This is a genomic window from Azospira sp. I09 (genome assembly GCF_009177135.1).
GTDB lineage: Bacteria > Pseudomonadota > Gammaproteobacteria > Burkholderiales > Rhodocyclaceae > Azospira > Azospira oryzae.
The window spans coordinates 200,636-213,335 of the sequence record NZ_AP021845.1 but is presented as its reverse complement, the minus strand read 5'-3'; the positions used below and the strand labels follow the sequence as shown (position 1 = coordinate 213,335).

Sequence of the window (12,700 nt, the reverse complement as noted above, 5' to 3'; positions counted from 1 at the left end):
AGGGTATGAAGACGACAAGCTGGGTGATTCGGGAAAAGGCAACCGGGAAAGTGCTTCTGGAGACCTTCGACAAAAGGAAGGTCGAGGCGCTGAATGTTGCCAAATACGAGGCAGTGCCGATCCTGGAATACCTGGGCAGCCTGAATTCGCCCCGCTCGAACTGATACAATTTTGACAACACGGCCCCTCTCGGTGACCTCGCGGCAGCGGGGAAGCTGCTGAGGGGTTCTTTTTTGGGCCAGCAGGTCCATTCCTCCGCCTAACCCCCGGAATCAAACTGCATTTCCGCATGGAGCCAGGCAGCTTCCTCCCCGATAATCGATTATCCCCTCACGGCGCCGCCGTATTCCCTTTCGCATGACCGAAAAATCCGCAAAGGACGGTATCAAGCCCGTCATCATCACCGCCGACAGCCGCGAAAGCCGCTCCGGGATCGCGCTCAAGCTGCAAAACCTCCCTGGCGTGTCCCTTGAGCAGGCCGAACTGACCAGCGGCGACTATCTCATCGGGCCGGGCGTCGCCGTCGAGCGCAAAGCTGCCAGTGACTTCGTGATCAGCCTGATGGAGGGCCGCTTGTTCGACCAGCTCGCCCGCATGGCCATCGAGCATGAGCGGGCAATCGTCCTGGTGGAAGGCAACATCTACGAGACTCGCTCGGCGATCAGCCCAGAATCCCTGGATGGAGCCTTGTCCTACATCTCCTTGCTCTCGGGAGCATCGCTGATCCACTCGCCGTCCCTGGCGCGAACCCCCTACATCCTTCACCGCATGGCGCTCCACGTCCAGCATGGTCTGGGCTACGAGCTGCCGCTTCGAGCCGGCAAACCGAAGGGGCCGGCTGCGGCTCAGTACATTCTCGAAGGCCTGCCCAGCGTCGGGCCGAAGCTCGCTCAGGTTCTGCTCGCCCATTTCGGTTCGCCGCGCGCCGTGTTTGCCGCAACCCGAGAGGAGTTGCTGCAGGTGAAGGGACTCGGCCCCAAGAGCGCCGACACCATCATTGCAGCCCTCTCGTAACCTCCCTGGAGATACCTCATGAGAACCTTGCTTCGCAACTTCTTCTACGCCGTCGGCCTGGTGCTGATTGCCTTCCTCTACACGTCCAACCCGGACGAGATACAGCTTCGCGATTTTGCCCTCCTTGTCCAGAGCAACACGGCCCAGCAGCTCACGTTCCTGCTGACCATGGTGATCACCGCGCTCGAGTTCATGTTTGGCTTCTCGTACACCCGGTCGCTCCCGGCTGTGGGTGTCGCGGTCGCCAAGGGATCGAGTACCGCCCTGAAGTGCTGAACACGAAAGAGGACTAGACCGTCATGGACAAGAAATCCATCCGAAAGCGAATGGCCGAACTGCGGGCGCAGGGCGTGTCCAAGAAGGACATCTTCGAGGAGTTGAAGGGCGGGGCCTATTCGGACGGCCGCCTGGCCTACCTTTTGGCATCCAAGGCCGATATCAGCCTGGTGCGCGCGAACAAGTGGAAGATCCGGGTCATGATCACCGTGGCCGTCATCCAGATGATGCTGGCCTTCCTGGTGGGGTGGCAGGTGGGCGAGCCCGTCAGCACCGGCTATGCCCTTCTGGGCGGCCTGGTGGCCTGCGCGATCCCGGCCCTGACAGCCTACGGGTTCATCAACCACAACGTCGCCGCCTACAACCTCTTCATCGTCGTCAGCCTGTTCCAGTATTGGATTCAGGTCCGCGACGTCATGCAGGGCTATAACGCTGCCTGGGTGGGGGTTGCCTTCGCCACGGTGATGCTGACCTTCGTGGTCTACCTCCGGATCCGGCTCTTCCCGGAGATCCGGGCGATCTGTCCGGCCAAGGACGCTTCCGGCCAGTATGCTTTTGCCTGACGGGGTGCTGATGCTGGCAACCATCCTTCATCCGGGCGGCGAGACCGACACCTGCGAGTTACCAGAGGACGAGGTTCAGCGGCTGCGGCTGCTTCAGGATCTTGTCGGTGGCCACCTCGAGGCGGTGCCCGTGCCGGGCGCCAAATACCTGGTGTTTGGGGGGGAGGCGAAGGATGGCTTGCATGTCGTCAATGAGACTGCCTCCGCGACCGCACGAGAGGCCGAGTCCATTCAACCTGACGACTACATCGCCGGGGTTGTCGTCGTCGTGCCCAGGGAGGCGCTGGCCTGATGTCCACCGTGTCCAATCGCGAACTCTGTGAGCGGTTCGGCATCGCCTTCTACAAGGTTGGCGAAGTCTACGAGACCGACAGAGCCGGGCAGCCCATACCGGACGAGGATAAAGGCAAGTGGTTCGTGTCGGCGCCCGTGGGGACGTTCGCGCCGGGCGAGATCGAGGCAATTTCGCTCTCGGATACAGAGGAACTGGCCGAAGCGCTGGCAGTGGAAAAGCTCGGGCTGCTCGAGCTGTGGCGGACCATTGAGGGAATGCGTACCAACGATGTGCTCTGATCGCCGCCGGCGGGCGGGAACCTGCCCGGAATGTGACAAGGCCGTCCAGGCCGTAAGCCAGGGCCGCCCACCGTTGCGCGTCCTGGTCGGCCATGCCCTCGGCCTGCTGCTTTTGATTTGCGTGGTGGCCCTGTTTGCCAGCGCCGCTGGGGTCAGCGAAGAGCGGATCAACATCCTGGGCATGCTGGTCGTGCCGGTGGGCGCGGTATGGCTGCTGGCGGGGGCGGTTGGTGGCCAGCAGGAAGGGTTCTTCTGCCGCGGCTGCGGCTATTCGGAGTGACAATGGACCGGGAACGCCTGATCGCCTTGCATACCCTGTCCATGCTGACAGCGATCGGGGGTTTTTTGTCTCTGTTCAGCAATTGGGTGCTGGTCATGACTGTCATGCCGCTCCATGTCTATTTCGCCGTCCATGGTGCTCGGGCTGCTGGTTCCCGCCGCATCGCCTCGGTGGCCATCGCCTTAGCGGCAGTGCTGCCGGGGATCAATACCTTGGTGCTCCTGGTGGTGAACAACCGGCTGGCCAAGGCCATGTTGGCCGCCGGTGTTCCCCGCGAAGCCTTCGGCTTCAGGATGCTGCGGAAGGCGTAGCCTCGGCGACTTCCTCAACCTGGAAAGAGCCGTAGATCCAGAGGCAGTGCATCGGATCGTTCCTGACCTCGGAGCCGTAGAAGCGGCGATGGCGATGTGCGTTCTCCGGCTCATCTTCCCATAGCTCGATGGCGGCATCGAGATCCTTGTCGTTGATGATCAGGCGCTGATTGCCGTTGGTCACCACACGACCCCGCAGGAACTCGAGGCCGTGCTTACGGATGGCTTCCGTAATGGTCATGCTCAGGCGCCGCCGGGAATGGTCGCGATGAGGGTGTTGACCATCGTGCCGGAGGCCTTGAAGGCGCCTTCGGGCAGGGCTTCGATGTCACCGCCGCGGGCGCGGATCAGATCGCGGAAATCCTGAGTGAGCTTGTTGTCGCGGAAGGAGACACCGGCGGACATCACCGAGGTCAGCAGGCCATCGGGCTTCAGGAAGCGGAGGGCGTGTTGGACATGCTTGATATCGGCCTGCTTCAGGAACGGAGGATTCATCGTGATACGGTCGTAGATCGGCATGGGCTCGACTGCCAGGAAGTCCATGTGGTGCACAGAGTTGAAGCGCCCGCTGCTGACCAGGAAGTCGAAGTTCGCCTGCATTAGCTCGTAGCAATCGACGACGGCACCGGCATCGACACAGGCGAAGGCGATGTCGCCGCGGCCGGCTTCCGGCTCCAGAACCATCATGCCCGGGCGAATACCGGCGATTTCCATCAGGCGGCCGACGACGGCCGGCGGGGTCGGGAAGAAATTGAACTCGTCCTTGGGGACTTCGACCTGGCCGGTGAGGATGATCTGGTCGATGCGCGTGAAGGCGTCGTCATCGAAGAGGTGGGCCTGGGCTTTGCGGTTCCACTTGCCGCCGGCTGCCTCAAGAACCTTGTTGGTGCGCTGGTACATGTTGCGGTCCAGCTGCTCGTCAATCTTCAGGGCATTGCCGTTCATTTGGGCTCGGCTCAGGACGGCCAGAACATCGGTAGCTACTTGCATCATTTCTTCCTCATGAAAGGGCTGCAGGAGGTCTGCTGCCTACAGGAAGAATTCTGCCGATCTACCATCACTGATTCTGATTTGATTGGAACCTCGGAAACCAAGCAACGGCAAGGGTTGCGGGTCCATAAAGGACCGTGTTTCCCCCTAGAATTTCCCGTCGTCGATCGCCTTGCTCAACTTGTCGATACTCACGCCGTAGCAGACGCGCTCCCCCTTCTCATTGGTCCCAAAGGACAGCAATGATTCGTCCGAGAAAAGCCGGGCGCGGAACTTCTCGAACTCAAGGTCGCGCCTCTGTCGGCGAGGCCTGCTGGATGTCCGCCCTGCGGTTTTGTCTCCAGTCGCGCCCATCGTCATTTCCCTTGCGGACACCGAGAAAGATCATTTGCAGCCGCCCAGATACGCACATGGCCGTCCCCACTGGGCACGGTTCCGTAGGTGGTGGGGGTGCCCTCGGAGTCGTCGCTATCCACAGAACAGAGCCGGAACGGGTTGTCGCGGGTCTGCCCACCCTCGGACAAAAGGATGGATTCCACGATCCACTCGCCATCCCAGCCTTTCGCCGTCACGAAGTCACCAACAGAAATTCCTGCGTGACGTTCGGTGCGCACCTCGTCCGGTGTGCGATCGTTGCCTTCGGGCAAAGGGGGCGGGGACCACCCGGCAGGCCGGTCATTGAGTCGATAATCGCCGTCGGCACGGCAGCGCGCGATGACATCAAGAGCCAGCGCCCGAGCAGCCCTCGGCGTCGGGCGGTAGCTCAACGGGCGGTCGTCGACAAACGCAAGGAAGCCGGATTCGCAGCCCTTGCCGATGCACCAATCATGGCGACCATCCTCCCCGCTGGTAGGGATAGCCTCGACCAAACCGCGATAGCCCACATGGGCGATGGAGAAACTGAGCAGGGAGCGTTCCAGGGTGCCGCGCCAGGTGGCGCCCAGCTTGCATCCGTCGTCGCAATAGACGTTGAAGATGTCCCCATTCTTGATGCCATGTCCGACACAGACACGGTGGACATGGGGCAGTCCCAACACATCGAAGTCATCGAAGCCATGCTCGGAAGAGGTGAGGTGGGTTGTGATCTGCATGGTGATTAGCTCCCTTCCTTGTCGAAGAAGGCCTGAAGCTCCTTGAGTTCGGATTTGGCCATCAGCGTGCGCTCGCTGCGCGCTTGCTGGAGGCCGGTCTTGAGCGCGTCGAGAATCTGGTCGAGGTTGCTGCACAGCCCGATATTCAGCGACGGCTGATCGCCCTCATTGGGCACTCCGACGGTCAGGGTGATGGACAGGCCGGCGGCATGGTATTCGCCTTGCGTGCTGATCCGATCGAGCGCCTTCAACTGCCCATCGATGGCCTTGATGCGCGAAATATGGTCGTTCATGGGATTCCCCTGTGCTGTAAGTCGATGAGGGTATTTTGCCGATCGGCACTCCCCGTTTCTGGGATAAGTAGAACGAAGCCGAGGCCACGATTTCGCATGGCCCCGGTGTGTGCTGGTTAGGCGGCCAGCAGTTCGGCGGAGGTGTCGACTTCATCCTCGCCAAGGCCCGCGCGGTACTTCAACTGGCGCAGGTTGCAGGCGGCGATGGTCTGGTCAGTGCGCTGTCCGCGATAGATCGGCTGGACGAGGCTCTTGACGACGTACAGGTACTCCACCTCGACCAGAGCTGCAATGGAGGGGATGGGGTAATTGGCCGGGATCGTGACCGATCCGAGCGGGACAGCGACACCCATGTCGTCGATCGCCTGCACGGTGATGCTGCGCTTCGTCGGGTGGATCGAGGCGACTTGCAAGGTGGCGGACTCGATGAACTTGATCTTGATTTGGGCGTCTGTCTTGCCCTCGCCATAGCTGGCGTCGATCAACTTGAAGACGATGCCTTCCTTCCGCTCGGCCCGCAGGCGGGCGTAGAGGGCGCGCTTGGCGGCAGTGCCAACGGCGGTTTCGATGGATACGATGTTGGCCGGGTTGCCGAGACGATTCACCAGCACGTCAACCTTACGCTTGCGCTCGAGGCAGGCCACGTCGCGCTGACACTCGCCCGCGATCTTCATCACGTCAAACACGTACAGCACCTCACCGACCTGTTCGGCGTCAATCTCGGTGTCTTGGGGAAGGGAGGTCAGGACATCGACCACGGCAGCCGGAAGGGTGGTCTGGAAGCCGTTCTTGTTGCTGCCGATCACGGTTTCGCGGCGGGCGACCGGGCGGCGCTCGCCGTCGTACTTTTCCTGAGCCAGATAGCGGTCATCGTTGATGTAACGATCGACATCGGACTCAGGAACCTGTGTGAGCAGATGAAGCTTGATGCCGGTCGGCGTGCCGACATCGGCAGGAACCACGTAGGCTGCGCCCGTATCGGCAGGGTTATAGCCACCCTTGAGTTTGCTTTTCACCAAGGCATCGAACGCCTTCTTGGCTTCGTCGTAGGGGGCAGGGGTGGCGATCTTGGGTTGAGCCTTCAGAGGCCCACCGCGCCGACCGTTGAAACCCGTGACGATGAAACCACCGTCCTTTGCTTCAAGCTGGACGCGGTATTCCTTGTCTGCCCCATCTTTGGTGGAGAGAAGGCGGATCGATTCGTTCATGTTGCGGCTCCTGTAGTGGTTGAGTTACAGGAGCCATCCTACGCAGGCAGGCCGGGCGATTCTGGATTAAATAGAATCACCGAAAGCCGCTCCCAGTAAGGGTTTTCGTCGCTAACGGACAGCCGCAATGTCACCAATCGCAGCGGATTTTTCGCGCACCAGGCGCGTCCATTCTTCCCAGTCTGCATCGCTCATGGTCAGCTGCTGGCGATCGCGCATGAAGCGTTCGTCGACCGCATCATTCAGTGCCGCAAGTTCCTTGGGCGAGGTCACCCGGCCCAGCATGGCTCGGACATCAGCAAAAGTCCGCAACCCATCAAAGGGGTCTGTGCCCGTCCCTGCGGACTCGTCTGCTCGAAGCAAGATGTGGCTGGCCACCCGCTCGATCAGCTCTTGGATAGGCGTGGATGCCTGGATGTCCTCGTCAGGAGAGAAACCAACGTAATCGACATACCACTCCAACAACCCAGGGCGTCCAGCAAGGACGGTCTCCGAGACCTTTTCGTATTCCTCCTCGCGACAGACCGTGATGGTCATGGCATCGCGTTCGGGATCGACGTGCCCGGGCTGGAAACTGACGAGGGCGTAGAAGGCCGGGGCATCCGGCTCTTTGACGTGGAATGCGGGTTGTTCGGGAGTGGTGACGCAGAGTTCAATCATGGCGAGCTTCCTTCTGGATGGAGGGGCTGGGCAGCACACGCTGCTCGGCGGTATGAGGGGTGCCGCTGAAGTTGAGCCGGTCATAAAGCTCCATCAGGGCGTTTTCGTCGATCGTGTAGTCGAGCTCGAAGCACTGGAACGGGCGGCGCTTGAACCGAAGTTGATCGGCGGCGGGCATCGAGGGGAAGCAGACATCATCGAAGACCACCAGGTCGCCGGCGAGGAAGTCTCGCAGGGCCGAAATCCGTTGCTGTCCGTCCAGCAGCCAGGCGGACATTGGCTTGGGCTGTCCATCCGGTTCCCAATCCGACCCGTTCACCACGTATTGACCGCACCCAAGGCCGAGGAAGATGCCTTCCACGAAGCGACGCTTCTGGGCTTGGGTCCAAACTTCCGGGCGCTGCCATGGCGGCAGGGTCAGGTTGAGCAGGCGCCGCTCAGCCGGCACTGCGGGGCCCGGCGGTGGAATATCGACCAGATGACCAATCTGGTAATCATGCAGGGTTCCTTTGAGGAGGGGGGGCGGTATTGGCATGGTGCTTAACGATCAAATGACAGGTGAGACAAGTATATGGAAGCACATGCTGTCGTTCTGGAAATTGAGAAAGGTTGGGGCGGAATCGGTACGATTGAAATATCGAAGGAGATGACACATGAACAACAGCACCTGGCAAGCCTGGTTCGACGGCGCCACCAACCCGAATCCGGGGGCGCGCGGTATCGGCGGCGTCCTCAAAGGACCCGCTGGCGAGCGAATCGAGATTTCAGAGAACATCGGGTTCGGCACCAACAATGAGGCGGAGTACGCTGCCCTGATGGCGGTACTGGATGCGGCAATCGACGCCAAGGTGCAGAAGCTGGAGGTCTTTGGGGACAGCCAACTGGTCATCAAGCAGGTGAGTGGGGAATGGCTCATCAATTCCAAGGCGCTCGTCCCGATGTGCCAGTCCGTGCTGGACCTGAAGGCCCAAATCCCCAGTGTGGCCCTGAGATGGATACCCCGAGAGCAGAATGCCGAAGCCGACGTCCTCTCGAAGCGGGCGATCGGTGTCACCGAGCCGGCCGTGGTCGACCGGGCGATATGGATGAAGATTACGGATATCGGCAAGCCGTTTGGCCTCTCTGGCATTGCCCTGGGGAAGAAGATGGACCTGGCCAAATTACGCGAAAACGGCAAACCGACGCAGCTGGCCTTGGACAAGGGGTGTGCGCTGAGGGTCGAGAACGGGTTTGGCCACGACACGTATTGGCACCGCCAGCTGCTGCCGGCGGCGCTGCGTGAAGCCCTGTTGCTGGACTGATTCTCTGGTAGGGCTACTGAAACGGGATAGTGGGGACGGATGCGGCCCAGGTGGTGCGTTTCCAGCCGTCCGGTAAGACCACGTTGCCGACGATGCCCGCCATGGACGAACAATCCACGAACTCATCCTTCTCCACCAGGCGGGCCATTTCCTCGCACAACGAGTGATTCTCCTGGATGAATACCTCCGCCAAGCCGGCGTAATGGTCGCGTAGGCGGCCGATGGCAGCCCGGTTGGCGGCTACGCCGAGCTCGTCCGCCGGCGAGGGATCGAAGACTTCCCCGTGGCCGGCCGACAGGTAGGCGGTGGCGAGCTGGGACATCGAGGCGATGTCGCCGGATCCGCTCAGGGACTTTTCACCGAAGAAATGATGCTCGGCGGCCACGCCGGCCATCGTCATCAGCATCGACCACTCCAAGCGCTCCTTGGTGACTTCGGTTGGGTCCTTGGGGGTTGGGATGGTGACAGAACCGACGATCAGCGAGTTGAGGTCCGTGTCGATGCACACATAGGCGTCCTCCGGGACGGCCGTGGTGAGCCCGTAGCAGATGGCATGGCCGGCCTCGTGAATCGCTACCCGGTGGCGGCCCTCCGGGGTCAGTGACGAAACGTCAGCCAGCTCCAGGACGCCAGTGTCCCGGATGAGCACGCTGCGAAGGAACCAGACGAAGACGTCGCGGAAGCCGAAAACCACAATGGAACAGAGCAGGGCGACATAGACCGCGGGCGCTGGCGCCGCAAGATAAAACGCGCGCCACTCGTCGAAGGCCAGATACCCCAGGCCCGCTACACAGGCCGCCACAAAAAGTCCGTTGAGGCAGCGCATCCAGACCTGGCGCGTGAGGACCGGCTGCAGGACGAAATGCCCCAGGCCGACCGCAATCGCAGCCAGCCCGAGAGCAATGATGACGGGGATGGAAACAAGGCCAAGGGCGTCCGCCGGCGGGGCTGCGCGGAGCAGGGCCCGGAGCATCCATATCCCGCCGCAAAACAGGCCCAGCATGGCCACGCTACTGACCTGCCGATGGTGCACGCCAAACCAGCGCCGCAGCCAGCTTCGCAGCAGGATGGTCGAGAGGGTAAGTCCATACCAGAGGCCGCGAGAGCGCGCCGCCGAGAAGATGGTGGAGATCAGCAGGGTGGAGTTCTTCAGGTTCGACATGCAGTAGGGCTTAGTGGTGAATCAAACCGCATAGCTTGCCACAGCATCATCAAGGGGCAACGGGAAGCCCTTCAACAAAATGCCAGTCCGTGATGGATGCCTGATCTTTGATGGCAACCTTGCTGCCCACGCTGCCGTGCCACTTGAACCACAGCTTTCCGATCCGGTAGGCCTCGCCACGGTTCGTCATCACGACTTGCCGGTCGGGCGGGAACACCAGGCCTCGAAGCGAATTTCGCACGAACAGCCTGAAGTCTGCGTCGGTCAGCTTCTCGTTGTCGACGTTGGCTGCCAGTGTCGGCAGGAAAATATCCGCTGCGGACCGGCGGGGCGCGAGGTCAATGGCGGCCAGCGTAGCCTGGGCCTCGGTGAGGAGGTGGGCGGCCTGTTCAATCCGCTCCTGGTTGGTGGGCATGTCGTTCTCCGATTAGGCGGGCCACTGGCCCGTAATCATGAAGGTCCATTCCTGGGCAAGAAAGCCAGTCACGCCCTGGGCGCGAACCTCGCGGACACGCTTCAGGGTCAGGTTGAATTTGGCTGCGAGGGCGGCGATGGTGACCTTGTGCTTGCGCATCATGGTGCAGACCATCGGCCCCGACAGCCAGAGGGGGCCAGTTTTCACCACTTCACCCGGAGGGCCATATCGACGAACTGGCTCTCCTGGTAGAACAGGTCCACCGCGTAGCCGGCGGCCTTCAGAGCGTCGATGGCCTTGCGCGGCTCGGCGGCGAGCTCGTTCGAGCCATAGAGCCAGTGTGCGAACGGTTCATCGCGGATCAGCACTTCGCGTTTCTTGTCCTCGGCGGCCTTCCGGATGTGCTGCTCGATGGTGGCAAGGTAGTCCTCGGCACTGGGGCCGCTGATCTCGCGGGCCTGGGCGGCGGTAAGGATCATGGGTGCTCCTGGTCAGTTCGGGGATTGGATGGGGTAGCAGAGGGCGCCGCACTCGCATTCGCCGGAGGGAAGCGGATCGCCAGCCTCGACACGCATCGTCAGATCCTTGACGTCCTGCAGCGACTCGTCCGTATGCAGCCGGCCGCAGTCGTCGCACCGGTGCAGGTTGTAGATCTCGAAGGCGTCTTCGATGGCGTCGTCTTGGGCGTTCGCCTGAGTGGTGTGGTAGCCGTTCGACTGGCGGGCATCATTCACCCAGTAATGCCGGAAGCCGTCGGGCCCGTCTTCGCGGAGGTGGTAGCCCAGTCCCTCGAGGTCCTTGATGGACAAGACGGCTTCCGGCGGCAGCTTGGCCGGATCGGGCAGGTGGCGGGAAGCGTCGGACTTGACGGCGACTTCCCACAGATCCTCCGGCAACGGGGTGACCTCGATCCAGCAGGACTGCTTGAGCAGGCCCGCGACGACGAGGCTGATCTGCCGGGGACCGTAGAGGCGGCGGCAAACGGTGTCTTGAACGGACATGGTGGATTTCTCCCTGGTCAGTTGAAGGTTGCGACAGGAGTGGCATGCTCGCCGGCGGGGATCTCGAGCCGGTCCCAAGGCATGGTTGTGTGCGCAGGTACCACGGTGAGGCCGATGGCTTCCAGCGTCTTGCGCAGGGCCGCAGGGGGGTTGTCCTGGGCATTGGCGTCGAAGGTGGCATGGATCACCGTGCCGATGACTGCGTTGATACCGAGGCCTCCCGGGACAACCGCATGGATGCCCTTTTCCGGATCGCCGGCAGAAGGGATATGGATCACCGCAGCCGGCGCCTGGGGAAGTTGCGACTTCTCCCAGATCAGCGACACCAGATCCTTGGCTTGGAAGTCCGCCGGAAGGTCGTTGGCGGCGCGGAGGGCCGCAATCAGGTCGCGGGCGGTCTTGAGGGCTTCGCGCTCACCTTCACCGAAGAGGGTGGCATTGGCTAGGCGTTCGGCGGTGAATTCGAGGTCTTTCAGGTTCATGGCTGGCTCCAACAGGGGAGAAAGGTTATCTGGGCGGCTGAATTTATCGAGGGTCTAGCTTTCGTAGGCAATCGCCTTTTTTTGCTCATCGGTCAGACGGGAAAAGTCGTCGTTGGTGACCAGTTCGCAATGCTCACCTTCGCCGCTCTTGCAGTAATCACAGGCGTTGCACGAAAAACAATAACCACACCCGCAATCATTACCGCCGCAATCGCAGCAGTTGTAGTGGTCGTGGCATACATCGGGAGTCTTCATGGTCAAACCTCTATTCAGGAGGGGTACTGTCATGTCATTTTGCCAATCAGACCCTAGCGGTTCTGATTTAAGTAGAGGGTCGCGCTCAGGACGTGATGCCCATGAAGAAGGATTCGCCTTGAGGTCCGTCATAGACGGTCGGAAGGGTCGTGGTGAGCCACTTCGGGAACATCGAGCCTTCGTCCATGCTGTCGTCCATGCGGACAGAAACCTTGCAGCGCCCGACGGAGCGGGAACTGGTTTGAGTCATCTGCCGCCACTCTTTCCCCGAGATCGTGAGGGTGGTGTTGCCGCCGAAAATCAGGCGATCCAGCGGCTTGAGGATCAAGCGACGGAACGTGGCGGAAAGAGTGTTGTGAGCGGTTTTCATAGATAAGAAGATAGCAATTCGCTACCTCCTAATCTGAAAAACCTCCTTATCAAGAATTCTCGTAGCCCAGGACCTCCGGGTCAGGAGCATTTGAACCAACCGAACGCTCTCTTGATGCGTTCCAGTAGGGACTCGGTGGGCCTCCATGTGCACCATCCCTCTTCGCGCGGGCCTGTGATCCGCATGTCGTCGTGCATCCGGTACAGGAAGGGGGTGGCAATGCGGCAATGCGGGCAGGCACCAACAGCTTCGACAACCGCCACGGACGGCAGGGGGCGGGTCACGATCCCTCGGAGCAAGTCATCAGGAATTTCGCGATCACAAAATTTGCACTCGCCGGTAAAGTCGGTCCAGCAAGCGCCGTTGGGAAACTTGATTGGCATCTGGCTGGCGATGGTTTCCATCCCGAGCAATTCGCGCTCGCGAGGGGTGATGGGTTTGGTGCCGTCCATGTC

The 12,700-nt window shown here is 61.2% G+C and carries 25 protein-coding genes; 9 read left to right on the top strand and 16 right to left on the bottom strand.

Annotated features, from left to right (window positions below):
• Positions 1–5 precede the first annotated feature (5 nt).
• The 8 genes from AZSP09_RS20045 to AZSP09_RS18890 all read left to right on the top strand — a co-directional run bounded on the left by AZSP09_RS20045 (position 6) and on the right by AZSP09_RS18890 (position 3,017).
• Positions 6–164 carry a hypothetical protein gene (locus AZSP09_RS20045; RefSeq protein WP_172974839.1) on the top strand — a complete coding sequence of 53 codons (159 nt, stop codon included), beginning with the start codon at positions 6–8 and terminating at the stop codon, positions 162–164.
• A 193-nt stretch (positions 165–357) separates the two neighbouring features.
• On the top strand, positions 358–1,014 hold the full coding sequence (locus AZSP09_RS18920; RefSeq protein ID WP_152091174.1) for an ERCC4 domain-containing protein: 657 nt from the start codon (positions 358–360) through the stop codon (positions 1,012–1,014).
• Between the two features lie 18 nt (positions 1,015–1,032).
• Positions 1,033–1,290, top strand: a complete 258-nt coding sequence (locus AZSP09_RS18915) for a hypothetical protein (protein WP_152091173.1) — start codon at positions 1,033–1,035, stop codon at positions 1,288–1,290.
• A gap of 23 nt (positions 1,291–1,313) precedes the next feature.
• On the top strand, positions 1,314–1,853 hold the full coding sequence (locus tag AZSP09_RS18910) for a hypothetical protein (protein WP_152091172.1): 540 nt from the start codon (positions 1,314–1,316) through the stop codon (positions 1,851–1,853).
• Positions 1,854–1,863: 10 nt separating this feature from the next.
• Positions 1,864–2,145 carry a hypothetical protein gene (locus AZSP09_RS18905; RefSeq protein WP_152091171.1) on the top strand — a complete coding sequence of 94 codons (282 nt, stop codon included), beginning with the start codon at positions 1,864–1,866 and terminating at the stop codon, positions 2,143–2,145.
• Complete coding sequence (locus AZSP09_RS18900) at positions 2,145–2,426, top strand: hypothetical protein (RefSeq protein WP_152091170.1); 282 nt, start codon at positions 2,145–2,147, stop codon at positions 2,424–2,426. Before AZSP09_RS18905 ends, AZSP09_RS18900 begins: the two co-directional genes overlap by 1 nt.
• A 73-nt stretch (positions 2,427–2,499) precedes the next feature.
• The gene (locus AZSP09_RS18895) at positions 2,500–2,706 is read left to right on the top strand and encodes a hypothetical protein (RefSeq protein WP_152091169.1); all 207 of its coding nucleotides are present in this window, start codon (positions 2,500–2,502) and stop codon (positions 2,704–2,706) included.
• 2 nt (positions 2,707–2,708) lie between these two features.
• Positions 2,709–3,017: a hypothetical protein gene (locus AZSP09_RS18890; protein ID WP_152091168.1), complete on the top strand. Its 309-nt coding sequence runs from the start codon at positions 2,709–2,711 to the stop codon at positions 3,015–3,017.
• On the opposite strand, the gene AZSP09_RS18885 is transcribed toward AZSP09_RS18890, so the two are convergent.
• The 7 genes from AZSP09_RS18885 to AZSP09_RS18855 all read right to left on the bottom strand — a co-directional run bounded on the left by AZSP09_RS18885 (position 2,995) and on the right by AZSP09_RS18855 (position 7,794).
• Positions 2,995–3,258: a hypothetical protein gene (locus AZSP09_RS18885; protein ID WP_152091167.1), complete on the bottom strand. Its 264-nt coding sequence runs from the start codon at positions 3,256–3,258 to the stop codon at positions 2,995–2,997. The two genes, AZSP09_RS18890 and AZSP09_RS18885, sit on opposite strands and share 23 nt — an antisense overlap.
• Before the next feature lie 2 nt (positions 3,259–3,260).
• The gene (locus tag AZSP09_RS18880; protein ID WP_232058918.1) at positions 3,261–3,962 is read right to left on the bottom strand and encodes a hypothetical protein; all 702 of its coding nucleotides are present in this window, start codon (positions 3,960–3,962) and stop codon (positions 3,261–3,263) included.
• A gap of 401 nt (positions 3,963–4,363) precedes the next feature.
• Positions 4,364–5,098 carry a hypothetical protein gene (locus tag AZSP09_RS18875; RefSeq protein WP_152091166.1) on the bottom strand — a complete coding sequence of 245 codons (735 nt, stop codon included), beginning with the start codon at positions 5,096–5,098 and terminating at the stop codon, positions 4,364–4,366.
• Positions 5,099–5,103: 5 nt separating this feature from the next.
• Positions 5,104–5,391, bottom strand: a complete 288-nt coding sequence (locus tag AZSP09_RS18870; RefSeq protein ID WP_152091165.1) for a hypothetical protein — start codon at positions 5,389–5,391, stop codon at positions 5,104–5,106.
• 116 nt (positions 5,392–5,507) lie between these two features.
• Positions 5,508–6,599, bottom strand: coding sequence for a hypothetical protein (locus tag AZSP09_RS18865; protein ID WP_152091164.1), 1,092 nt, complete (start codon positions 6,597–6,599; stop codon positions 5,508–5,510).
• Between the two features lie 111 nt (positions 6,600–6,710).
• Positions 6,711–7,259, bottom strand: coding sequence for a hypothetical protein (locus AZSP09_RS18860; protein ID WP_152091163.1), 549 nt, complete (start codon positions 7,257–7,259; stop codon positions 6,711–6,713).
• Entirely contained in the window at positions 7,252–7,794 is a 543-nt protein-coding gene (locus AZSP09_RS18855; RefSeq protein WP_152091162.1) for a DUF262 domain-containing protein, read from the bottom strand. Before AZSP09_RS18855 ends, AZSP09_RS18860 begins: the two co-directional genes overlap by 8 nt.
• Before the next feature lie 118 nt (positions 7,795–7,912).
• Here AZSP09_RS18855 and AZSP09_RS18850 point away from each other — a divergent pair, with 118 nt between their 5' ends.
• On the top strand, positions 7,913–8,560 hold the full coding sequence (locus AZSP09_RS18850; RefSeq protein WP_152091161.1) for a ribonuclease HI family protein: 648 nt from the start codon (positions 7,913–7,915) through the stop codon (positions 8,558–8,560).
• Positions 8,561–8,573: 13 nt separating this feature from the next.
• On the opposite strand, the gene AZSP09_RS18845 is transcribed toward AZSP09_RS18850, so the two are convergent.
• The 9 genes from AZSP09_RS18845 to AZSP09_RS18805 form a co-directional block, all read right to left on the bottom strand.
• Positions 8,574–9,722 carry a hypothetical protein gene (locus AZSP09_RS18845; RefSeq protein ID WP_152091160.1) on the bottom strand — a complete coding sequence of 383 codons (1,149 nt, stop codon included), beginning with the start codon at positions 9,720–9,722 and terminating at the stop codon, positions 8,574–8,576.
• A 49-nt stretch (positions 9,723–9,771) separates the two neighbouring features.
• Positions 9,772–10,137, bottom strand: coding sequence for a hypothetical protein (locus tag AZSP09_RS18840; protein WP_152091159.1), 366 nt, complete (start codon positions 10,135–10,137; stop codon positions 9,772–9,774).
• Positions 10,138–10,149: 12 nt separating this feature from the next.
• Positions 10,150–10,344 carry a hypothetical protein gene (locus AZSP09_RS18835; protein WP_152091158.1) on the bottom strand — a complete coding sequence of 65 codons (195 nt, stop codon included), beginning with the start codon at positions 10,342–10,344 and terminating at the stop codon, positions 10,150–10,152.
• The gene (locus tag AZSP09_RS18830) at positions 10,341–10,616 is read right to left on the bottom strand and encodes a hypothetical protein (RefSeq protein WP_152091157.1); all 276 of its coding nucleotides are present in this window, start codon (positions 10,614–10,616) and stop codon (positions 10,341–10,343) included. Before AZSP09_RS18830 ends, AZSP09_RS18835 begins: the two co-directional genes overlap by 4 nt.
• A 12-nt stretch (positions 10,617–10,628) precedes the next feature.
• Positions 10,629–11,138 (bottom strand): hypothetical protein, encoded by a 510-nt coding sequence (locus AZSP09_RS18825; RefSeq protein WP_152091156.1) that lies wholly within the window; start codon positions 11,136–11,138, stop codon positions 10,629–10,631.
• 17 nt (positions 11,139–11,155) lie between these two features.
• Entirely contained in the window at positions 11,156–11,620 is a 465-nt protein-coding gene (locus AZSP09_RS18820) for a hypothetical protein (RefSeq protein WP_152091155.1), read from the bottom strand.
• Positions 11,621–11,674: 54 nt separating this feature from the next.
• On the bottom strand, positions 11,675–11,875 hold the full coding sequence (locus AZSP09_RS18815; RefSeq protein ID WP_152091154.1) for a hypothetical protein: 201 nt from the start codon (positions 11,873–11,875) through the stop codon (positions 11,675–11,677).
• A gap of 85 nt (positions 11,876–11,960) precedes the next feature.
• Complete coding sequence (locus tag AZSP09_RS18810) at positions 11,961–12,245, bottom strand: hypothetical protein (RefSeq protein WP_152091153.1); 285 nt, start codon at positions 12,243–12,245, stop codon at positions 11,961–11,963.
• Between the two features lie 80 nt (positions 12,246–12,325).
• Positions 12,326–12,697 (bottom strand): hypothetical protein, encoded by a 372-nt coding sequence (locus AZSP09_RS18805; protein ID WP_152091152.1) that lies wholly within the window; start codon positions 12,695–12,697, stop codon positions 12,326–12,328.
• Positions 12,698–12,700 lie beyond the last annotated feature (3 nt).